The organism is Dyella marensis (assembly GCF_900112865.1).
Lineage (GTDB): Bacteria > Pseudomonadota > Gammaproteobacteria > Xanthomonadales > Rhodanobacteraceae > Dyella_D > Dyella_D marensis_A.
Genome location: NZ_FONH01000007.1, coordinates 96,304 through 117,631, shown reverse-complemented (window position 1 = coordinate 117,631; position 21,328 = coordinate 96,304). Strand labels below are relative to the sequence as shown.

The 21,328-nt window shown below is 66.7% G+C and carries 16 protein-coding genes and 4 tRNA genes; 6 read left to right on the top strand and 14 right to left on the bottom strand.

Going from position 1 to position 21,328, the window contains the following annotated elements; genetic code table 11:
* Positions 1–170: 170 nt before the first annotated feature.
* Both ppsA and lepB read left to right on the top strand, forming a co-directional pair.
* A complete protein-coding gene (gene ppsA, locus BM172_RS12175; RefSeq protein WP_026633253.1) occupies positions 171–2,558 on the top strand; it encodes a phosphoenolpyruvate synthase in 2,388 nt (795 codons plus the stop codon).
* Positions 2,559–2,694: 136 nt separating this feature from the next.
* On the top strand, positions 2,695–3,369 hold the full coding sequence (lepB, locus tag BM172_RS12170; RefSeq protein WP_051548286.1) for a signal peptidase I: 675 nt from the start codon (positions 2,695–2,697) through the stop codon (positions 3,367–3,369).
* Positions 3,370–3,659: 290 nt separating this feature from the next.
* Here lepB and BM172_RS12165 read toward each other — a convergent pair.
* Positions 3,660–3,749: transfer RNA gene (locus BM172_RS12165), tRNA-Ser, on the bottom strand.
* Positions 3,750–3,861: 112 nt separating this feature from the next.
* On the opposite strand from BM172_RS12165, the gene BM172_RS12160 reads away from it, so the two are divergent.
* Positions 3,862–4,563, top strand: coding sequence for a PP2C family protein-serine/threonine phosphatase (locus BM172_RS12160; RefSeq protein WP_026633255.1), 702 nt, complete (start codon positions 3,862–3,864; stop codon positions 4,561–4,563).
* Between the two features lie 30 nt (positions 4,564–4,593).
* Here BM172_RS12160 and dnaQ read toward each other — a convergent pair whose 3' ends face one another.
* Genes dnaQ through BM172_RS12145 form a run of 3 tightly spaced genes read right to left on the bottom strand, consistent with a single transcriptional unit; the run spans position 4,594 to position 6,489 of the window.
* Complete coding sequence (gene dnaQ, locus BM172_RS12155; protein WP_026633256.1) at positions 4,594–5,334, bottom strand: DNA polymerase III subunit epsilon; 741 nt, start codon at positions 5,332–5,334, stop codon at positions 4,594–4,596.
* Entirely contained in the window at positions 5,331–5,774 is a 444-nt protein-coding gene (gene rnhA / locus BM172_RS12150) for a ribonuclease HI (protein WP_026633257.1), read from the bottom strand. Before rnhA ends, dnaQ begins: the two co-directional genes overlap by 4 nt.
* 22 nt (positions 5,775–5,796) lie before the next feature.
* Complete coding sequence (locus BM172_RS12145) at positions 5,797–6,489, bottom strand: class I SAM-dependent methyltransferase (RefSeq protein WP_026633258.1); 693 nt, start codon at positions 6,487–6,489, stop codon at positions 5,797–5,799.
* A 211-nt stretch (positions 6,490–6,700) separates the two neighbouring features.
* On the opposite strand from BM172_RS12145, the gene gloB reads away from it, so the two are divergent.
* From gloB to BM172_RS12130, 3 genes are all read left to right on the top strand, one after another.
* Entirely contained in the window at positions 6,701–7,465 is a 765-nt protein-coding gene (gloB, locus tag BM172_RS12140; RefSeq protein WP_026633259.1) for a hydroxyacylglutathione hydrolase, read from the top strand.
* Positions 7,462–8,709: a LysM peptidoglycan-binding domain-containing protein gene (locus BM172_RS12135; RefSeq protein ID WP_331279760.1), complete on the top strand. Its 1,248-nt coding sequence runs from the start codon at positions 7,462–7,464 to the stop codon at positions 8,707–8,709. The genes gloB and BM172_RS12135 overlap by 4 nt, the downstream gene beginning before the upstream one ends.
* A gap of 91 nt (positions 8,710–8,800) precedes the next feature.
* Complete coding sequence (locus BM172_RS12130; RefSeq protein ID WP_026633261.1) at positions 8,801–9,583, top strand: enoyl-ACP reductase FabI; 783 nt, start codon at positions 8,801–8,803, stop codon at positions 9,581–9,583.
* 263 nt (positions 9,584–9,846) lie between these two features.
* On the opposite strand, the gene BM172_RS12125 is transcribed toward BM172_RS12130, so the two are convergent.
* The 10 genes from BM172_RS12125 to BM172_RS12080 form a co-directional block, all read right to left on the bottom strand.
* The gene (locus tag BM172_RS12125; protein ID WP_026633262.1) at positions 9,847–11,751 is read right to left on the bottom strand and encodes a SurA N-terminal domain-containing protein; all 1,905 of its coding nucleotides are present in this window, start codon (positions 11,749–11,751) and stop codon (positions 9,847–9,849) included.
* A gap of 89 nt (positions 11,752–11,840) precedes the next feature.
* A tRNA-Asp gene (locus BM172_RS12120) sits at positions 11,841–11,917 on the bottom strand.
* Between the two features lie 9 nt (positions 11,918–11,926).
* A tRNA-Val gene (locus BM172_RS12115) sits at positions 11,927–12,001 on the bottom strand.
* Between the two features lie 20 nt (positions 12,002–12,021).
* Positions 12,022–12,294, bottom strand: coding sequence for an HU family DNA-binding protein (locus BM172_RS12110; RefSeq protein ID WP_019465590.1), 273 nt, complete (start codon positions 12,292–12,294; stop codon positions 12,022–12,024).
* A gap of 342 nt (positions 12,295–12,636) precedes the next feature.
* Positions 12,637–15,144: an endopeptidase La gene (lon, locus tag BM172_RS12105; protein ID WP_026633263.1), complete on the bottom strand. Its 2,508-nt coding sequence runs from the start codon at positions 15,142–15,144 to the stop codon at positions 12,637–12,639.
* Positions 15,145–15,347: 203 nt separating this feature from the next.
* The gene (gene clpX, locus BM172_RS12100) at positions 15,348–16,643 is read right to left on the bottom strand and encodes an ATP-dependent Clp protease ATP-binding subunit ClpX (RefSeq protein ID WP_026633264.1); all 1,296 of its coding nucleotides are present in this window, start codon (positions 16,641–16,643) and stop codon (positions 15,348–15,350) included.
* Positions 16,644–16,747: 104 nt separating this feature from the next.
* On the bottom strand, positions 16,748–17,377 hold the full coding sequence (gene clpP, locus BM172_RS12095) for an ATP-dependent Clp endopeptidase proteolytic subunit ClpP (protein WP_026633265.1): 630 nt from the start codon (positions 17,375–17,377) through the stop codon (positions 16,748–16,750).
* 194 nt (positions 17,378–17,571) lie between these two features.
* Complete coding sequence (gene tig / locus BM172_RS12090; protein WP_026633266.1) at positions 17,572–18,864, bottom strand: trigger factor; 1,293 nt, start codon at positions 18,862–18,864, stop codon at positions 17,572–17,574.
* Positions 18,865–18,950: 86 nt separating this feature from the next.
* A tRNA-Leu gene (locus BM172_RS12085) sits at positions 18,951–19,035 on the bottom strand.
* Between the two features lie 250 nt (positions 19,036–19,285).
* On the bottom strand, positions 19,286–21,238 hold the full coding sequence (locus BM172_RS12080) for a formylglycine-generating enzyme family protein (RefSeq protein WP_026633267.1): 1,953 nt from the start codon (positions 21,236–21,238) through the stop codon (positions 19,286–19,288).
* Positions 21,239–21,328: the final 90 nt, after the last annotated feature.

The following is a 21,328-nucleotide window of genomic DNA, read 5'->3' as shown; positions in this document are numbered from 1 at the left end:
TCTTTGCTTGACCCTCGCCTGACTGGTATGCAGTTGGCGCGGCAGTGGGCGGCAATGGTCTTCTTGTGCCGTGCACCATCGGCGGCGGACAATACCAGTTCTTTGCGGCCGATTTTTGGCCGCTCCCCCTACCGGTTTTCCCCTAATACAGAGCTCTTAAGGAGACTCCCTTGAACGATCTGGTGCTTTGGCTCGACTCGCTGCGCATGACCGACCTGGGCAAGGTCGGCGGCAAGAACGCGTCGCTCGGCGAGATGATCGGCAACCTGGCCAAGCTTGGGGTATCCGTGCCCGGCGGCTTCGCCACCACCGCCGACGCCTTCCAGCAGTACCTGGACAAGAGCGGCGTGGCCAAGCGCATCCAGGCGCGCCTGGCGGACCTCGACGTCGATGATGTCGATGCACTGACCACTGCCGGCAAGGAAATCCGCGAGTGGGTCACCGAGACCCCGCTCCCGGCCGAACTTGACCAGGCCATCCGCGCGGCCTACGCCAAGCTGTGCAAGGACGCCGGCGCCGACGACATCGCCGTGGCCGTGCGCTCCTCCGCCACCGCCGAAGACCTGCCAGACGCATCTTTCGCCGGCCAGCAGGAAACCTTCCTCAACGTGGTCGGCATCGACGACGTACTGCACAAGGTGAAGGAAGTCTTCGCCTCGCTGTACAACGACCGCGCCATCGCCTATCGCGTGCACCAGGGCTTCAAGCACGAGGACGTGTTCCTGTCCGCCGGCGTGCAGTTGATGGTGCGCTCGGACGTGGGCGCCTCCGGCGTGCTGTTCACGCTGGACACCGAATCCGGCTTCCGCGACGTGGTCTTCGTCACCGGCTCCTACGGCCTGGGCGAGATGGTCGTGCAGGGTGCGGTGAATCCCGACGAGTTCTACGTGTTCAAGCCCACCCTCAGGCAGGGCAAGCCGGCCGTGCTGCGCCGCCAGCTCGGCGCCAAGCAGCTGCGTATGGTGTATTCGTCCGCGCCGGGCGAGCGCGTCAAGACCGAGCCGACGCCAGACGAACTGCGCCACCGCTTCTGCATCAGCGACCAGGATGTGGAGGAGCTGTCGAAGCAGGCGCTGATCATCGAGCAGCACTACGGCCGCCCGATGGACATCGAATGGGCGAAGGACGGCAACACCGGAAAACTCTATATCGTGCAGGCCCGCCCGGAGACGGTGAAGTCGCGCGCGCACGCCACCCAGCTGGAGCGCTTCCATCTCGGCGAGAAGGGCAAGGTGCTGGCCGAAGGCCGCGCCATCGGCCAGAAGATCGGCGCCGGCAAGGCGCGCGTGGTGCGCACGCTGGCCGACATGAACAAGGTGCAGCCCGGCGACGTGCTGGTGGCCGACATGACCGATCCCGACTGGGAGCCGGTGATGAAGCGCGCCTCCGCCATCGTCACCAACCGCGGCGGCCGCACCTGCCACGCGGCGATCATCGCGCGCGAGCTGGGCGTGCCGGCGGTGGTGGGCACCGGCAATGCGCTGGAAAAGATTCCCGATGGCGCGGACGTCACCGTGTCCTGCGCGGAAGGCGACACCGGCAGCATCTACGAAGGCATCCTGAAGTTCGACCGCGTCACCGCGGACCTCGGCGCGATGCCCGAGGCGCCGCTGAAGATCATGATGAACGTGGCCAACCCCGAGCGCGCCTTCGACTTCGGCCAGCTGCCGAACGCCGGCATCGGCCTGGCCCGCCTGGAGATGATCATCGCCAGCCACATCGGCGTGCATCCGAAGGCCCTGCTCGAATACAGCAAGCAGGACGCCGCCACCAAGGCCAAGATCGACGAGCGCATCGCCGGTTATGCGGATCCCGTGTCGTTCTACATCGACCGCCTGGCCGAAGGCATCGCCACCATCGCCGCCTCGGTGTTCCCCAAGCCGGTGATCGTGCGCCTGTCGGACTTCAAGTCCAACGAATACGCCAACCTGCTCGGCGGCTCGCGCTACGAGCCGCACGAAGAGAACCCGATGATCGGCTACCGCGGCGCCAGCCGCTATGTCGATGCCGGCTTCGCCGAGTCGTTCGCGCTGGAGTGCAAGGCGGTCAAGCGCGTGCGCGAAGTGATGGGCCTGGACAACGTGTGGGTGATGATCCCGTTCGTGCGCACCCTGGGCGAAGGCCGCAAGGTGGTCGAGGTGCTGGCCAAGAATGGCCTTTCGCAGGGCGCCAGCGCGCACGGCGAGCAGGCGCTGAAGATCATCATGATGTGCGAGGTGCCGTCCAACGCGCTGCTCGCCGACGAGTTCCTGGAGATCTTCGACGGCTTCTCGATCGGCTCCAACGACCTCACCCAGCTGACCCTGGGCCTGGACCGCGATTCGAGCATCGTCGCCAGCCTGTTCGACGAACGCGACCCGGCGGTGAAGAAGCTGCTGGCGATGGCGATCAAGACCGCGCGCGACAAGGGCAAGTACGTCGGCATCTGCGGCCAGGGCCCGTCGGATCACCCGGACCTGGCCGAATGGCTGATGGACCAGGGCATCGAGTCGGTGTCGCTGAATCCGGACACGGTGGTCGACACCTGGCTGCGCCTGGCCAAGAAAAAGGCCGGCTGAAGCTTTTGCGGCAGGACCTTGAAAGGGGCGGTGGCGATCACCGCCCCTTTTTTTGCCTGGCGCCCGGCCGGAACTTCACCGGCATCCGCCGGTCTTCCCGCATGGGCCGCTGAGGCCTCATGCCAGGGGAACGATCATGCGCCGGTTCAAGGAATTCCTGCTCAGGAATCGCGGCTTCTTCGCCTTCATGTTCTGCATGCTGGTGTTCCGCAGCGCGGTGGCCGATTGGAACGTGGTGCCGACCGGCTCGATGCAGCCGACCATCCGCATCGGCGATCGCATCGTGGTGGACAAGGCGGCGTATGACATCCGGCTGCCGTTTACGCATGTGTCGTTGCTGCATCGCGCGGATCCTGCGCGTGGCGACATCGTGGTGCTGGAGTCGGAGAAGGCGGGCGAGCGGCTGGTGAAGCGGGTGGTCGGTGTGCCGGGGGATGTGGTCGCGTTGCGCGGCAATCGGCTTTACGTCAATGGGCGGTTTGCGGATTACCGGGCGATGCATGTCGATGGGATTGCTGACGATGCGTGGGATCCTGCCGTCTATGTCAGCGAGAAGGTCGACGGGCGCAGTCATGCGGTGCGGTGGTCGGAATACAACGCCAGTGCGGATCGCAACTTCGGACCGGTGACGGTGCCGCCTGGTCGGTATTTGATGATGGGCGACAATCGGGATAACAGTCGGGATTCGCGGTATTACGGGTTTTTTCCGCGTGATGAGATCACGGGGCGGGCGATAAGGGTGGCGATTTCGTTGGATCCGGATCGGCACTATTTGCCGCGGAGTGGGCGGTATTGGACCAGGTTGGAATAAGCAATTCGCTGCTGCGTGGCCAGATACGCAAGGGGTTCTGAAAAGAGCGTTTGTCTGCTGGCTTCGGTGTAAGGCGCGCTTCGCCATGGCGGGTGGGATTGTTCGGCCCATCCATGGGCCTCCCCCCTCCGCGCTTGCGCGCTCCGGGGCCAGCCTGCGGCTGTCCAAATTCGCTCCCGGCGAATTTGTCGAACCGGTTACTCGGCGCTGTGCGCCGAGTAACCGGTTCTCTCTGCCCACCCTCTCCGCCAGATACGCAAAAGGCCCCCGGTGGGGGCCTTTTGCGTATCTGGCGGAGAGGGTGGGATTCGAACCCACGGTACGCTTACACGTACGCCTGATTTCGAGTCAGGTACATTCGACCACTCTGCCACCTCTCCAAAGGGGTCACACGGTGGTCCGCGCGAGCCGGCGATTGTACGCGAGGCGGTTCATCGTGACAACCATCGGGGCATGGGGCATGCTCCGCGCAGACCTTTCTCCCGGATGCCCATGATCGAGTTCGGACACGGCACCCACGTCGGCCTGCGGCGTGCGCGCAACGAGGACACCTATTACGCCGATGCCGGGCTGGGCCTGTTCCTGGTCGCCGACGGCATGGGCGGTCATCAGCATGGCGAGGTGGCCTCGGCCCTGGTGCGCGATGCGGTGGCGGATCTGGTGACTCGCGGGCACAGCCTGGTCGAGGCGATCAAGGGAGCGGACGAGCGCCTGATGGCGCAGGCGCGCGGCTACGGCGACGCGCTGCCGATGGGCACCACCATCGCCGCGCTGCGGCTGGGGCCGGGCAGCTACGAAGTGGCGTGGGTCGGCGACAGCCGCATCTATCTGTGGAAGGACGGCCTCAAGCAGATCAGCCACGACCATTCGCTGGTGCAGGAGCTGGTTGCGGCCGGCACGCTGGATCCGGCCCAGGCCGCGCACCATCCGCACCGCAACGTGATCACCCAGGCGCTGGGCATCACCGCGGTGGATCAGCTGCGCATCGGCCTGGCGCGCGGCCGGCTCGAACCGGGCATGGCCTTCCTGCTGTGCAGCGACGGACTGACCGAGGAAGTGAGCGATGCGGCGATCGCCGGCATCGTCGAGCGCCGCGACCTGGCCACGCAGGAATGCGTCGACCACCTGCTGCTCGCCGCGCTCGAGGGCGGCGGCAGCGACAATATCAGCGTGATTCTCGCGCGGACCCGCTGAGGCTCGCCGCGGGGCTTTGCACAGCGCAGCTCAGCCAGCCGCCGCCACTTCACCCGCCGGCGCTTCTTCCTTGCGCCAGATGCTTACGCCGCCGGCACTCTTGTCCAACGCATCCAGCCGCTTTTCATGCGCCGCCAGCTCGTCGGTGCTGGCATGCAGCACCTTCGGCCGCCGGCTCAGCACCGCCGGCATGACCACCTGCGCGGAACCCTTCTGTTCCGGTGCGCTCTCGAACGCCAGGTCGAGCGCGACCTGGCCCGAGGTCATGTACAGATAGACCTCGGCCAGCAGCTGCGAGTCGATCAGGCCGCCGTGCAGGTCGCGCGCGGAGTTGTCCACGCCCAGACGCTTGCACAGCGCGTCGAGGCTGTTGCGCTGGCCGGGGAAACGCTCGCGCGCCATCACCAGGGTATCGATCACCGTGCAGCGGTCGGCGATGCGGCCATAGTTGCCGTCCAGGCGCGCCAGTTCGGCATCGAGGAAGCCGATGTCGAAGGTCGCGTTATGGATGATCAGCTCGGCGCCGTCGATGAAGGCGAGGAACTCGTGCACCACGTCGGCGAAGCGCGGCTTGTCGAGCAGGAATTCGTCCTCGATGCCGGTGACCTGCTTGGCGCCTTCGTCGATCAGGCGATCCGGATTCAGATAGGTCTGGTAATGCCGGCCGGTCGGGCGCCGCTCGATCATCTCGATGCAGGCGATTTCGATCAGGCGGTGGCCCTGGCGGACTTCCAGGCCGGTGGTTTCGGTATCGAGGACGATCTGCCTCATCGGGTGCTCCTGTACTGCTCGGCCTGTTCGCGCGCGGCCACGTCGACGCGCTCGTTCTCCACATGGCCATTATGGCCACGCACCCACTGCCAGCGCAGCTGATGCGTCGCCGTGGCGGCGGACAGGCGCTGCCACAGGTCCTGGTTCTTCACCGGCTTCTTGTCGGCGGTCTTCCAGCCGTTGGCGCGCCACTTCGGCACCCATTCCTCGATGCCTTGCATCACATAGCGCGAGTCGGTGGTCAGCGTGACCTTGCACGGGCGCGTGAGTGCTTCCAGCGCAGCGATCGCCGCCATCAGCTCCATGCGATTGTTGGTGGTATCCGGCTCACCGCCTGAGATCAGGCGTTCCGTCCCCTTGGCGCGCAACAGGGCGGCCCAGCCGCCCGGCCCCGGATTGCCGAGGCATGCGCCGTCGGTAAAAGCTTCCACTTCGGTCATCGTTACCTGCGTCGTTCGAGAGTCATGCATCGGCCGAGGTACCGCGCCTCGCCCCGGGTGCCAGTTTCACATTGACCGGCGCGGGCACCAGCGCCGGCTTGAGCTTGGGCAGCACCGCCACGCGGCGGTTCTTGCGCGCGATCAGCAGGTAGGCGCCGCCCAGCGGATGCGCGCCGCGGGCCTTCGCCCCGGCATTCGGCCAGACGTGCCCCACCCGCTCGACCCGCTCGATGTCCAGCTCCCCTGCCCGCACCCAGCGCTCCAGCGTGAGCGGCGAGGTCAGCGCCGGCATGAAGCTGTGGCGGCGCTGCCAGTAGACCCAGGGCAGCCACGCGCTGAGCGGATGCAGGCCGGTGACGGCCAGCACGCCGCCCGGCGCCAGCACGCGGCAGGCTTCCTGCAGCAGCGCCTGCGGCACCGGCGCCACTTCCACCGCGTGGCGCAGCAGGACCAGGCCGAAGGCGTCGTCGGCAAACGGCAGCGGCTCGTCCGCGCGGGCCCTCACGTCGCCCTGGTAGCGGCTGCCGAGCAGGCGCATGCGCGTCCAGAAGCCCAGCAGGGGCAGCACCGGCGGGTGATCGTGCGACAGCGCCGACAGCAGCAGCGCGTGCGAGCCCGCGCAGCGCTGCAGCAGCGGCGCCATCGCGGCCGCTTCCTCGGCCAGCAGGTGGCGGAGGTGCGCACTGGCGTAGATGTCAGGATCGCGCTGCGGCATGGGGTTGGGATCGGGGGCCAACGGTCAGGCGGAGAGTGTAAACGCTGCCCCTGCTCACATGGGTGCCGCCGACTGCGCCACAAGACTGAACAGGGCCGGCCCGATTAACGACCTGCTAACGAGCAGCCTTCCGGCCCGTTTTATAGTCCCGCACTTCGCGCAAGCCCGGATGCCTGCGCCAGTCGATACGAAACCGCAGTGGAGTCACCCCTTGCACGTCGTACCGGTACCGGCGCTCGCCGACAATTACATCTGGCTGCTGTACGACGATGCCGGCGACGCGATCGTGGTCGACCCTGGCGAAGCCGCACCGATCGAAGCCGCGCTGGACCGGCGCGGACTGCGGCTGCGCGCGATCCTGCTCACGCATCACCATAACGACCATATCGGCGGCGTCGCCGACTTGCTCGCGCACGGGCCGGTGCCGGTGTACGCGCCGCGCGACGAGCGCATCGGGCATGTCACGCAGGCGGTCGCCGACGGCGACGAGGTGACCATCGCGCAGCCCTCGGCGCGGTTCCGCGTGCTGGAGATTCCCGGCCACACCCGCAGCCACATCGCCTATGTCGGCGCCGGCATGCTGCTGTGCGGCGACACGCTGTTCAGCATGGGCTGCGGCCGCCTGTTCGAAGGCACGCCGCAGCAGATGCTCGCCTCGCTCGACCGCCTGGCCGACCTGCCCGGCGAACTGAAAGTCTGCTGCGCCCACGAATACACCGCCGCCAACGGACGCTTCGCGCAGACGGTGGAACCGGCCAATGCCGCGCTGGCGCAGCGCGTCGAACAGGTGCGCGCACTGCGCGAACAGGCGCAGCCGACGCTGCCGGTGGCGCTCGCCACCGAGCGGGCGACCAATCCCTTCCTGCGTGTCGACAACCACGACGTGGCGCAATGGTGCACGCGCCACGGTGCCGCTGCCGACCGCGTTTCCCGCTTCGCCGCCCTGCGCGCCGCCAAGGATGAGTTCCGCGCATGAAACCTCACGCCTCATTACGCCTGCTTTCCGCCACGCTTGCGCTATGCCTCGCCGCCTGCGCCGGGACACCGCCCCCGCAGAACGGCACGGCCGCTGTGCCGCGCGTGGTCAAGCCCTCCTCGCCCAAGCCGGCGGTCGGCAATGTCGCCAGCCATGTGGACGCGCCGGCGATGCCGCAGCCCAGCGGCGACGTATGGGCGCAGTTGCGCGGCAGTTTCCAGATGGCCGATTGCGATGCCGACCCGGCGATCATGGATTGGGCCAGGCGCTATACGCAGAATCCTTCGGCATTCGAAGCGCAGATGCGCGACGTGATGCCGCGGCTGATGTACGTGCAGCAGATCGCCGCCAAGCACGACGTGGCGGGCGAATTCGCCCTGCTGCCGTGGGTGGAGAGCCATTACCGACCCGTGCCGGGGGTGAAAGGCAATCCCGCCGGCATGTGGCAGATCATGCCGGTGACGGCGAACGCGCTGGGCATGCGCGTGGACAAGAACTTCGACGGGCGCCTGGACATGCCGGCCGCGACCGACGCGATCATGGCCCTGCTCAAGCGCTATCACGACGATCTCGGCGATTGGCGCATGGCGGACTACGCCTTCAATGCCGGCGAATTCGCCGTGCGCGGCATGATCGGCCGCTACGGCACGCCGGCCCAGGAGCCGGCGATCCCGAAGATGCCGGTCAAGCGCGTGACGCGCGAACACCTGGCCAAGCTGCTGGCGATCTCCTGCGTGGTGCGCGAGCCGCAGCGCTTCAAGGTCGAGCTGCCGCAGATCGCGCCGGAACAACAGCTGGTGTCGGTCGACGTCGACCGCTCGATGCCGATCGCACAGGCCGCCAACCACGCCGGCATGTCGGTGGACGAGCTCAAGAGCCTCAATGCCGGTTTCCGCAACGGCTATGTCGACAAGCGCGCGGCCTCGTACCTGGTGATGCCCAGCGGCCGCGTCGAGCAGTTCCGCAATTCGCTGCTGCAGAACGGCGGCAACGTCGCCGACGCCGATACGAACGACAACCGCCTGGTGGCATCGGCCAAAGGTCCGTCGGCCGCGGGTCCGTCGGCCGCGCCGGACGACGCCGCCGGCGCGAGTTCGCGCACGCATACGGTCAAGGCCGGCGAGACGCTGTGGAACATCGCGCGCCACTATTCGCTGGACGTCAACCAGATCAAGCGCTGGAACGGCCTGCAGGGCTCCCATCTGCGCCTGGGCCAGGTGCTGAAGCTCAGCGCGCAGGGCTGAGGCGCGGCGCGCTGCCGCCACCGCGCTGCCTCCACCAAGCTAGACTCGCCGCGACGCGCCGCCGTGCGCGTCGCCGCATCGGGGAAGACGCATGGGATTCCTGCATGGCAAGCGCGCACTGATCGTCGGCATCGCCAGCCAGCGCTCGATCGCCTGGGGCATCGCTAATGCGATGTACCGCGAAGGCGCGCAGCTGGCCTTCACCTATCAGAACGAGCGGCTGAAGGATCGCGTCGACGAGGCCGCCAATGCGTTCGGCTCCAACCTCGCCCTGCCCTGCGACGTGGCCGACGATGCGCAGATCCGGCAGTTGTTCGATCGGCTGGGCGAGCATTGGGACGGCCTCGACATCCTGGTGCACTCGGTCGGCTATGCACCACGCGAAGCGCTGCAGGGCGAGTTCCTCGACCAGTTGACGCGCGAGAACTTCGCCATCGCGCATGACATCTCCAGCTACAGCCTCGCCGCGCTCGCCAAGGCCGCGCGCCCACTGATGGGCGGCCGCGGCGGCGCCATCCTCACCCTCAGCTATCTGGGCGCGGAGCGCGCGCTGGCCAACTACAACGTGATGGGGCTGGCCAAGGCCAGCCTGCAAGCGAACGTGCGCTATCTCGCCTACAACCTGGGGCCGGAAGGCACGCGCGTGAACGCCATCTCGGCGGGGCCGATCAAGACGCTGGCCGCCTCCGGCATCGCCAATTTCCGCAGCATGCTCGATCACGTGGAAGAACACGCGCCGCTGCGCCGCAGCGTGACGATCGACGAGGTGGGCAATGTCGCGGCCTTCCTGTGCTCGGACTTCGCCTCCGGCATCACGGGCGAGATCACCTATGTCGATGCCGGGTACAACATCCTCGGCATGACCGGGGCCTGACGGCCCGGTGTGCCGGGGCGACCGGACTGACCTCAGCCTTGCAAGGAACCGTCATTCCGGCGCAGGCCGGAATCCAGTGACGTCATGGTCCGGTTGTCGCGATATCGTCCCGGGTTTCGTCCTGCGATGAGGCCATAGCGTGGCGCTATCGTCACTGGATTCCGGCCTGCGCCGGAATGACGGCCAATGAGTGCGATGGCTTGAACGGCGACAAAAAAAAGGCGGCCATGCGGCCGCCTTTCTCGAAGTCCATACCATGCTGATTACATGCGGTCCGCGGCGATCTTGATCTCGGTCTTCGCCTTCAGCGCGTCGATGAATTCGCGCATGGCCGAGTCGCCATACACGCGCGCCATCTGCTGGCGCAACATGTCGCGCTGCTGGGCCGGCAGCTTGGAGAGATCGGCGTCCTGCACCTTGTCCAGCGCCAGCAGGTCGAAGGAACCGTCCTGCTGCGGCACGCTGGCGTATTGCGGCTTGCCCTGCGCCGGATGCGGCAGCTTGAAGGCGGCGTCGAGCAGGTCCGGCGAGACGTCGGCGAGGCCGCGGGTCGCTTCGCTGGCGGTCTTCACCGGGGCGCCGACCGAGGCGGCCACGGCGGCCATGTCCTCGCCCTTCTGCAGGCGGGCCAGCAGCTCGTCGGCCTTGGCCTTGGCGGCGGCGGCGACGCGCTCGTCGAGAATCTTCTGGCGCACGGTGTCGCGCACCTCGGCCAGCGGCTTGGCCGCGGCGGAGACGTGCTTGTCGACGTGGATCACCACCGCGTGGTCGTTGCCCAGGTCGATCAGGCCGGAGTTGTTGCCCTGCGCCAGCACGTCGTCGGCGAATGCGGCCTGCGCCACCTTCGGGTTGGCGGCGATGCCCGCGCCGCCCTGGCGCGAGAACATCTCGGACGTCTTGATCGGCAGGCCCAGCGCCTGCGCGGCCGGCTCCAGCGAGCCCGGGTTCTGGTAGGCGCTGTCGGTGAGCTTGCCGGCGATCTCGTTGTACTTGCGATCGCGGTCGCCGGTCATGGCTTCCTTGACCAGCTGGTCGCGCACTTCGGCGAACGGCTTGGCCTGGCCGCTGCGCACGTCGCGCAGGAACAGCACGTGGTAGCCCTCGTCGGACAGCACCGGCTTGGAAATCTGGCCCTTCTGCAGCGCGAACAGCGCCTCGTCGAAGGCCGGATTGGCCACGCCCTTCTCCAGCCAGCCCAGGTCGCCGCCCGTGCGCTTGGAGCCCAGGTCGTCCGAGGACTGCTCGGCCAGCTTGGCGAAGTTGTCCTCCTTGGCTTGGCCGGCGAGCTGCTCGGCCTTGGCCAGCGCGGCCTTCTGCTGGTCCGGCGTGGCGTTCTTCGGCACGTTGACCAGGATGTGCGAGACCAGGCGCTGCTCCGGCATCACGAAGCGCTGCTTGCCTTCCTCATAACGCTTCTTCAGGTCGTCCTCGCTGGGCTGGACGTCCAGCTTCAGGTCGTCGGCACTGACTTCGACGTACTTCACCGAGACCTGCTCGGGATTCATGAAATCGGCCTGGTGCGACTTGTAGTACGCGTCGATCTGCGCGTCGTCGACCTTGCTGTCGGTCAGCGCCGGACGCGGCAGCGCGAAATAGCGCAGGTCGCGGCGCTGCATGCTCAGGTTGAGGTAGCGGTCGATGTCGGCGTCGGTGATCAGCGTCGACGCATTGAAGGCGTCGGGCAGCTGCGAGACGTTCAGTTCGTTGCGCACTTCGGCCTCGAACTGGCCGGGCGTCTTGCCCATGCCGGCGAGGAAGGCGCGGTACAGGCCGGCGTCGAACTTGCCGTTCTGCTGCAGGCCCGGCAGGTTGACGATGGTGTCGCGCAGCTGCTGGTCGGAGATGCGCATGCCCATCTTCTCGGCGGCATCCACCAGCAGCTGCTGGTCGACCATCGCGTTGAGCACGCGCAGCTTGTTCTCGGGGCGCTCGAACGCGGCGCCGTCGAACTGCTCGCCCTGCTGCTGGACCATCTGCTGGCGCAGGCTGTTCATGCGCTGCTGGAAGTCCTGCTGGGAGATCTCATGCTTCCCGACCTTCGCCACGAAGGTATCGTTGCGCGACACGATGTAAGACTCGATGCCGAAGAACGAGATGGCGAAGACACAGATGCCGAGGATGATGATCGACGGCCAACCGTGCATCTTGGTACGTAGTGCCTGCAACATGAGAATCTTCCCGTCAGGGTTGATCAATGCGCCCGACCCGGCGCGGTCCATAAAAAGCAAGGGCGCCACGCGGGCGCCCTTGCAAACTGTGGCGGAGCGGACGGGACTCGAACCCGCGACCTCCGGCGTGACAGGCCAGCATTCTAACCGACTGAACTACCGCTCCGCAGTTTTCTGGTGGGTGCTGTAGGGATCGAACCTACGACCATCGCCTTGTAAGGGCGGTGCTCTACCGCTGAGCTAAGCACCCGAAACCAAGCGGCGAGCCGCTTAGTTTAGGGCATCCTTGAGGGTCTTGCCAGCCTTGAAAGCCGGAACCTTCGAGGCCTTGATCTTGATCGTCTCGTTGGTGCGCGGGTTGCGACCGGTACGGGCGGCGCGCTTGCGCACGGTGAAGGTGCCAAAGCCCACGACCGACACGTCGTCACCCTTCTTCAGCGCCTTCTGCACGGTCTCGAAGAAAGCCTCGAGCGCGCGGCCGGCGTCGGCCTTGGTGAGTTCGGCCTTCTCGGCAATGGCATTGATCAGATCGGTTTTATTCATTGAGACACTCCCTTAAACGTTGTGCGGCCCGCGTGGTCAGTCTGGGACGAGACGACGCCGACTTGGATGAATTGGCGACTGGTGGGCGCCGCCCCGCGACCCCGCATCGAAGCGCTCCGACGTCGAGCGTGGATTGCGGTGCCGCTCTTTATACCAGTGCCCCCTAGGGTCCGCAATACAAGCAATACCAAGGCTTTCAGGGATTTTTAGATACCGCGGCAGCACTTGCCGGACACGCCGGGAAGCGTTAGCGAAGCCGCATCGAATGCCGCATTAGCGCAACAAAAAAGTGGCATGCCAGAGGCATGCCACTCGATGTCGAAGCGACGCCGCGCGCTTCGCTCAGTGCGGGCGGGCCGGCGTCTCCGCGGAGTCCTCGTTCCCGTCCACCTTGGTCTCGACCTTGGTGGCGGCGGCCTCTTCGCTCGCCTGCCGCGGCTGCAACGGACGCTCCAGCGCGATGTCGAGCACCTCGTCAATCCAGCGCACGGCGTGGATCTCCAGCTGGCCGGTGATGTTCGCCGGGATGTCGGCGAGATCCTTCTTGTTTTCTTCCGGAATGATCACCGTGGTAATGCCGCCGCGATGCGCCGCCAGCAACTTCTCCTTCAAGCCGCCGATCGGCAGCACGCGTCCGCGCAGGGTGATCTCGCCGGTCATCGCCACTTCGGAGCGCACCGGCACCTTGGTCAGCGCCGACACCAGCGCCGTGCACATGGCGATGCCCGCGCTCGGACCGTCCTTCGGCGTGGCGCCTTCCGGCACGTGGATGTGGATGTCGAGGTTCTGGTGGAACTCCGGATCGATGCCGAAGCGGTCGGCGCGCGCACGCACCACCGACAGCGCCGCCTGGATCGATTCCTTCATCACGTCGCCCAGCTGGCCGGTATGCACCAGCCGGCCCTTGCCCGGCACGATGGAGGCTTCGATGCTGAGCAGGTCGCCGCCCACCTGGGTCCAGGCCAGGCCGGTAACCAGACCGACTTCGTTCTGCAGTTCCTTGCGGCCGAAATCGAAGCGGCGCACGCCCAGGTAATGCTCGAGGTTGTCCGAAGTGACCTTGATGCCCGACAGCTTCTTGACCTTGCCAGCCTTCGCGGTCTCGACCTTCGCCTTGCTCTTGGCCGCCTTCTTCGCCTCGCCCAGAGTCAGCTCCTTCACCACCTTGCGGCAGATCTTGGACACCTCGCGCTCGAGGTTGCGCACACCGGATTCGCGCGTGTAGTAGCGCACGATGTCGCGGATGGCTTCGCCGTCGACGCTCAGCTCGCCTTCCTTCAGGCCGTTCGCCTTCAGCTGCTTGGGCAGCAGGTATTTCTGCGCGATCCCCAGCTTCTCATCCTCGGTGTAGCCGGGAATGCGGATGACTTCCATGCGGTCCAGCAGCGGGCCGGGGATGTTGAGCGAGTTGGCGGTGGCGATCCACATCACCTCGGACAGGTCGAGGTCGACCTCCAGGTAATGATCGTTGAAGGTGTGGTTCTGCTCCGGATCGAGCACTTCCAGCAGCGCCGAGGACGGATCGCCGCGGAAGTCCATCGACATCTTGTCGATCTCGTCCAGCACGAACAGCGGATTCTTGGTGCCGACCTTGTTCAAGTTCTGCACGATGCGGCCCGGCATCGAGCCGATGTAGGTGCGGCGATGGCCGCGGATCTCGGCCTCGTCGCGCACGCCGCCCAGGCTCATGCGGACGAACTTGCGGTTGGTCGCCTTGGCGATCGACTGGCCGAGCGAGGTCTTGCCTACGCCGGGCGGACCGACCAGGCACAGGATCGGGCCCTTCATGGTGTTCACGCGCTGCTGCACGGCGAGGTATTCGAGGATGCGCTCCTTGACCTTCTCCAGGCCGAAGTGGTCGGCATCGAGCACGTCCTGCGCCAGCTGCAGGTCCTTGCGCACCTTGCTGCGCTTCTTCCACGGCACGCCGACCAGCCAGTCCAGGTAATTGCGCACCACCGTGGCCTCGGCCGACATCGGCGACATCTGGCGCAGCTTGCTGAATTCCTGGCGCGCCTTGGCCAGCACCGGCTTGGGCATGCCGGCGTTGTCGATCTTCTTCTGCAGTTCCTCGACTTCGTTCGGGCCTTCCTCGCTCTCGCCGAGCTCCTTCTGGATGGCCTTCATCTGTTCGTTGAGGTAGTACTCGCGCTGGCTCTTCTCCATCTGCGACTTCACGCGGCCGCGGATGCGCTTTTCCACCTGCTGCAGGTCCATCTCGCCGTCGACCAGGCCGATCAGCAGCTCCAGGCGCTGGCCGACGTCGGCGGTTTCCAGCACCTTCTGCTTGTCGGCCATGCGCACGGACAGGTGCGCGGCGATGGAATCGGCGAGCCGCGACGGGTCGTCGATGCCGGACAGCGTGGCCAGCACTTCGGGCGGCAGCTTGCGGCTCTGCTTCACCAGTTGCTCGAACAGCGACACCAGCGTGCGCGAGACCACGTCGAGCTCGCGCTCCTTGGCGCTGTACTGCGGCTCGATGATGCGCGAGGTGGCCATCAGCATGCCGCCATCTTCCTCGTACTTCTCGACGGACACGCGCGCCTGCCCCTCCACCAGCACCTTCACGGTGCCATCGGGCAGCTTCAGCAGCTGCAGCACGCCGGCGAGCGTGCCGATCTGGTGCAGGTCGGCGACGGCCGGGTCGTCGATATCGGGACTCTTCTGCGCCACCAGCAGGATCTGGCGCTCGCCTTCCATGGCGCGCTCGAGCGCGCGCATCGACTTGTCGCGGCCGACGAACAGCGGGATGACCATGTGGGGATAGACCACCACGTCGCGCAGCGGCAGGACCGGAAGCGCGTCCAGCGCGGCACCGGTGGCGACGGGAAGGGGGGCATTTTTTGCCATGTCGGATGGTTCCCTCGGGGGACTGAAACGAGTACGCCCCGACACTGCGCCGGAGGCATCTGATCGTCAAGTGGAGGCCGGCGCCGCCCCATACAAGTGCGCGCACGGCAAGGAAAACGAAAACGGCCTCGAGCTGAAGCCGACGATAAAAAAAGGCCCCGGGGCTGCCGGGGCCTTTCGTTCGACCGGGATGGACAGACTGTTCAGGCGGCGTCGCCGCTCTCGCCCGCCACGCGCTGCTGCTGCAGGTTGCCGCGATAGATCAGGTAGGGCTCGGCCTGGCCGTCGATGACGGCGTCGTCCACGACCACCTTGCTCACGTGCTCCAGCGAGGGCAGCTCGTACATGGTGTCCAGCAGCACCTGCTCCAGGATGGTGCGCAGACCGCGCGCGCCGGTCTTGCGCTTGAGCGCCTTGCGGGCGATCGCCTGCAGGGCCTCCGGACGGAATTCCAGCTCCACGCCTTCCATCTCGAACAGCTTCTTGAACTGCTTGGTGACGGCGTTGCGCGGCTCGGTGAGGATCTTGACCAGGGCGGGTTCGTCCAGCTCGTCCAGGGTCGCCACCACCGGCAGGCGGCCGACGAATTCCGGGATCAGGCCGAAACGGACCAGGTCCGCCGGCTCCACGTCGGCCAGCACCTTGCCGAGGTTCTCGGTGCGCTCCTTGCTGCGCACTTCGGCGGAGAAGCCGATGCCGGTGGTCTCGGAACGCTGCTGGATCACCTTCTCCAGGCCGGCGAACGCGCCGCCGCAGATGAAGAGGATGTTCTTGGTGTCCACCTGCAGGAATTCCTGCTGCGGATGCTTGCGGCCGCCCTGCGGCGGCACCGAGGCCAGGGTGCCCTCGATCAGCTTCAGCAGCGCCTGCTGCACGCCTTCGCCCGACACGTCACGGGTGATCGACGGGTTCTCGCTCTTGCGCGAGATCTTGTCGATCTCGTCGATGTAGACGATGCCCGACTGCGCCTTGTCGACGTCGTAGTCGCACTTCTGCAGGAGCTTCTGGATGATGTTCTCGACGTCCTCGCCCACGTAGCCGGCTTCGGTCAGCGTGGTGGCGTCGGCGATGGTGAACGGCACATTGAGCAGGCGCGCCAGCGTCTCGGCGAGCAGCGTCTTGCCGGAGCCGGTGGGGCCGATCAGCAGGATGTTGGACTTGCCCAGCTCGACGTCGTCGCTCTTCTGGCGCGACTCCATGCGCTTGTAGTGGTTGTACACCGCCACGGCGAGCGCTTTCTTCGCACGGGTCTGGCCGACCACGTACTGGTCGAGCGTCTCCATGATCTCGCGCGGCTTGGGCAGCTGGCTGCGCCCGGAGGCGGCCTTCTCTTCCAGCTCTTCGCGGATGATGTCGTTGCAGAGCTCCACGCACTCGTCGCAGATGAACACGGAGGGACCCGCGATCAGCTTGCGCACTTCGTGCTGGCTCTTGCCGCAGAAGGAGCAGTAGAGAATCTTGCCGCTGTCGTTGGAACGGCCCTGCCGCTCGTCAGTCATGCTGTAACCCTGCTGTAAATCGGTTGCGACGCGAGAATAGCACAGGGTTCCGCGTCCGATTCCAGACGCAGAACCCGGCCCTCACGCACTGTAACGGCCGTGGATCAGGCCGACTTGACCGTTTCGCCGGCGCGGCGGTCCAGCACCTGGTCGATCAGGCCGTATTCGCGGGCGGCCTCGGCGCTCATGAAGCGGTCGCGCTCCATGTCGCGCTCGATCTTGTCCAGCGGCTGGCCGGTGTGCTGCACATAAATATCGTTAAGACGGCGACGCAGGTACAGGATTTCCTGGGCCTGGATCTCGATGTCCGTCGCCTGGCCGCGGGCGCCGCCCGACGGCTGGTGGATCATCACGCGCGAATTGGGCAGCGAATAGCGCTTGCCTTTGGCGCCGGCCATCAGCAGCAGCGAGGCGGCGCTGCAGGCCTGGCCCACGCACATGGTGCTGACGTCGGGCTTGATGAACTGCATGGTGTCGTAGATCGCCAGGCCGGCGGTGACCGCACCGCCCGGGCTGTTGATATACAGATGAATGTCCTTGTCCGGGTTCTCGGACTCCAGGAACAGCATCTGCGCGACCAGCAGGTTGGCGACCTGGTCGTTCACTTCGCCGACGAGAAAGATCACGCGCTCTTTCAGCAGGCGCGAATAGATGTCGTACGAACGTTCGCCGCGAGCCGTCTGCTCGACGACGATGGGGACCAGGTTGAGGTTCTGGATCGGATCCATGGCCATGCTTGTCGCTCTCCGGGTTGATACGCCTAAGTCTTGCAGGTAAATCGTGCTGGAAACCGCGCAAAACCGCCATCCGGGCGGAATCACGCTTCCTGGACACGTCTTCATCGCCACCCGCCGCGCGGCCGGGCCCTCAGGGCCGGCCGCGACGATTCCTTATCTAAGAATCGGGCGGGTAACTCGCGATACCTGCCTCAGGCGCTGACCGGGCGCATCACCTCGTCGAAGCTCAGGTTCTCGTCGGTGGTCTTGGCGTTGTCCGCCACCCACACCGCGACCTGGTCTTCCATCACGCGGTTCTGCAGCCCCGACATCAATTGGGGGTCGGAGTTGTACAGTTCAATGACCTTTTCAGGCTCTTCGTAGGTCGAGGCGATCGCCGCCAGCTGCTCGGCCAGGCGGGTGCGGTCCAGCTTCAGCTCCTGCTTGCGGGCGATCTCGCTCATCAGCAGGCCGGCGATCACGCGCTTGCGGGCCATCGGGGTAGCGGCCTCGACCAGCTGCGGCGGCGGCTGCTGGCCGCGCGGCACGCTGCCGGCGGCGAGGTTATGGGCCTCGGACTGCACCATGATCTTCGGCACGTCGAGACCGTCGTTGGCATCGGCCAGCTTCTCGGCGACCTGGGACTTCAGGCGGGCCATCAGGGTGGCCTTCAGCTCGCGCTCGAGGTTGTTGCGCACTTCCTTGCGGAACTGCTCGAGGTCGCCGTCGACGATGCCGAACAGCTTGGCGAACTCGGCGTCCACGGTCGGCAGCCTGGGCTCCTGCACCTTCACGATCTTGAACGCGACCTTGGCGGTCTTGCCGGCCAGGCTCTCGTTGCGGAAATCGGCCGGGAAGTCCACGTCCGTCTCGAACTCGTCGCCGGCCGAGCGGCCGGTCAGGGCCTCGTCCAACGCCTTGAACAGGGTGCCCGAGCCGATCACGCTGCCGGCGCGCTCCAGGCCCTCGGCCGGGAAGCGGTAGTCGCCGGCCACGGCGCTGTATTCGAACATCACGAAATCGCCCTCGGCCGAGGCACGGGCGACGTCGTCGAAGCTGCGGCGCTGGGCGCGCAGGGTCTCGATCATCTTCTCGATGTCGGCGTCGGTCACTTCGGCCACCGGGCGCTTGATCTCCAGCGCGGCGACGTCGACGTCCGGGAACTCCGGCATGATCTCGAAGGTGGCGGTGTAGGTGATCTCGCCGTTTTCCGGCTGGCCGGTGGTGTCCACCGACGGGTTGGCGACCGGACGCAGGTTCTCCTGGTTCACGGCCTCGCGCAGGGTGGAACCGATCAGGTCGGACAGCACCTCGCCGCGCACCTGCGCGCCGAAACGCTGCTGGATCACCGTGGTCGGCACCTTGCCCGGACGGAAGCCCTTCAGGCGCACCGTGCGGCCCATCTCGGCGATGCGCGCGCTGACCTGCGATTCGAAGCGCTCCGCGGGGAACTTCACCGTGAGCTTGCGCTCGAGCTTGCCAACGTTTTCAACCGAAACCTGCATGACGTCTCCTGAATACCCGAAAGTGCGCGCCGACCGCGCCCGGCGGTCGTGCCGCCCGCAAAGAAACCCACCAATTCGATAAGGGATGGTGCGAAAGGAGGGACTCGAACCCTCACGGGGTTAACCGCTGGAACCTAAATCCAGTGCGTCTACCAATTCCGCCACTTTCGCATCGGACCGACCGGAGAGACGCCCGTAAGCTGCGGATAGCATGAGGAATTCACGCAGGCGCGCGGCCTGCCCCGTCCCCCATCCGTACCCGGGCCCCTCGCCCTAAGTCGATGATTCCCTTACACGAAAGCGGGCCATTTTACGGTTGCGCGCGGCGGCAAGACAAGCCGATGGCGACCTGTCCGCGCTTCCATATAAAGATGCCGCCCGCTCAAGGGCTTGCGCGCCACCCTGGAGCGCGCGCCCGTTCTCAGAGCTCGCGCAGGACCCGGAAACCGACGCGGCCGCTGCGCACGCTGCCGTCCGCGCCCTGCCGGTAGGCCGAGCGCACCTGGTCGGGCGAGCTGCCCCAGGAGCCGCCGCGCACCACCCGGGTCGAGCAGCCGGGATTGACCCAGGCGCTGCCGTCGGCCGGCGCCCGCACGTAGCTGTCGTGCCAGCAGTCCAGCACCCACTCGGAGACATTGCCGTCGATGTCGAACAGGCCGTACGGATTGGCCTCGAAGCTCATCACCGGCGCCGGGCCCCAGTAGCCGTCGCGGTACTTCTCGAACGCGTTGCTCCAGCGCCGCCCGCTCTGCGAGCGGTCGCCCGAACCGGTGAGGTTCTCCACCTTGCGCGTCGGCGCGCCATTGCCCCACCAGTATCTGGTGGTGGTGCCGCCGCGCAGCGCGTATTCGAATTCCGCCTCGCTCGGCAGCCGGTAGCGCTTGCCGGTGCGCTGGCCGAGCCAGTCGACGTAGGCCTTGGCATCGTTCCAGGAGATGTTCACCACCGGCAGGCGCTCGTCGGTGGCGGCGCGACCGGCGTAGTCGCTCTGCCAGGTGGCGTCCGGATCGTCGCGCAGCGCGCCGCCGCGTTCGTCGTAGACGCTGGCGCCGCCGAGCTTGACCGAGTCCGGCTGGTAGCCGCTGGCGCGCACGAATTCGCGGAACTGGCCGATGGTGATCTCCGCGCGCGACAGCGCGAAGCCCTTGCCGATGGTTACCTGGTGCTGCGGCGTCTCCGCCCCGGCGCGGCCCTCCTCGCTGTCCGGCGCGCCCATATCGAAGCTGCCGGTGGGGACAACCACCATCGACGGCGTCTGGCCCGGCAGGTCGACGTAGCGGTCGGTGAAGACCTGGCCCGGCTTGTAGCTGGCGTACAGGCGCGCATTGGTCATCCGCTCCTGGATATCGCCGAGGCCGGGGAGATCCGGCGCCAGGTCCTTGGCCTGTTCGGCCAATTGCTGGGCCAGGGCCTGGTCGCCGCCATCCAGCGCCGAGCGCGCCTGCGCCAGCAGGTTGGCGGCGCGCTGGTGGCGGATGCCGTCGACGCGGCCCTGCACGTCCTGCAGCGCGGGCGAACCGGGCAGGATGGTGGCCGCTTCGGTCAACGCATCGCCCGCGCCCTTGAAATCGTTGCTCGCCACCGCGGCGAGCGCGCGATCCAGCACCGCGCGCTGCACTTGCGCGATGCCCTGCGCCGCCACCGCGTTTTCCGGATCCTGCTGCTGTACCTGGCGGTACAGGTCCAAGGCGTTGTCGCCCTTGGGCGCATCGACCTTGCCCTGCTGCAGCAGGGTCGCCGCCTGGGCCAGCATCGGGCGCACCTGCGCCAGGGTCTTGAGCCGGGCCTCGGCCTGCGCCACGTCGTCCTTGCTGTCGGGCACGGACTTCAGCGCTTCGAGCAGATCCTTGGCCGAGTCCTCGTCGCCGACCAGGATGTCCTGGCCGATCTCCGCCACCAGGCGCGCGCGCACTTCGTACAGGCCCTGCGCGGCGCGGCGGCTGTCCGGCTTCATCTTCAGCGCCTCGGCGAACAGCGCCGCGGCGCCGTCCTTGTTGCCGGCCAGCCGGCCGTTACGGAGCGCCTTGGTAGCCTTGTCCAGCAGCGCTTCGACTTCGGGCGTGTCGGCGCTCTTCTGCTCGGGCAGGTTCTCGTTCTTCTTGCTCATGCGGGCCACGATCACGTCGGTCGGCGCCAGCGTCAGCGGCGGGCCGGCGTCGAGTTCGGCCTGCACATTGCTGGCGGCCGGCGCGCGGCCGGCGCCGAGCGGCGCGGCGGCCGGACCGAGATTCATCGCGCGCTGCGTCTGCACCCGCTCCGGATCCACATGGAAGACGCGCGGAAAGAAGTGATAGACCAGCGCCATCCCGAGCACGACCACGCCAAGCGCTCCGCCCAGGGCGCGTTGGCGTCGTACGGTTTCCTTGCTCGGCATGGTGGGCGTCCTTGGGGCGGCCTGCTAAGGTGCGCCGCTAACCATAGGCACAAACCCCTGACAGGACAATGAGCGATGCATGTCCGTCAG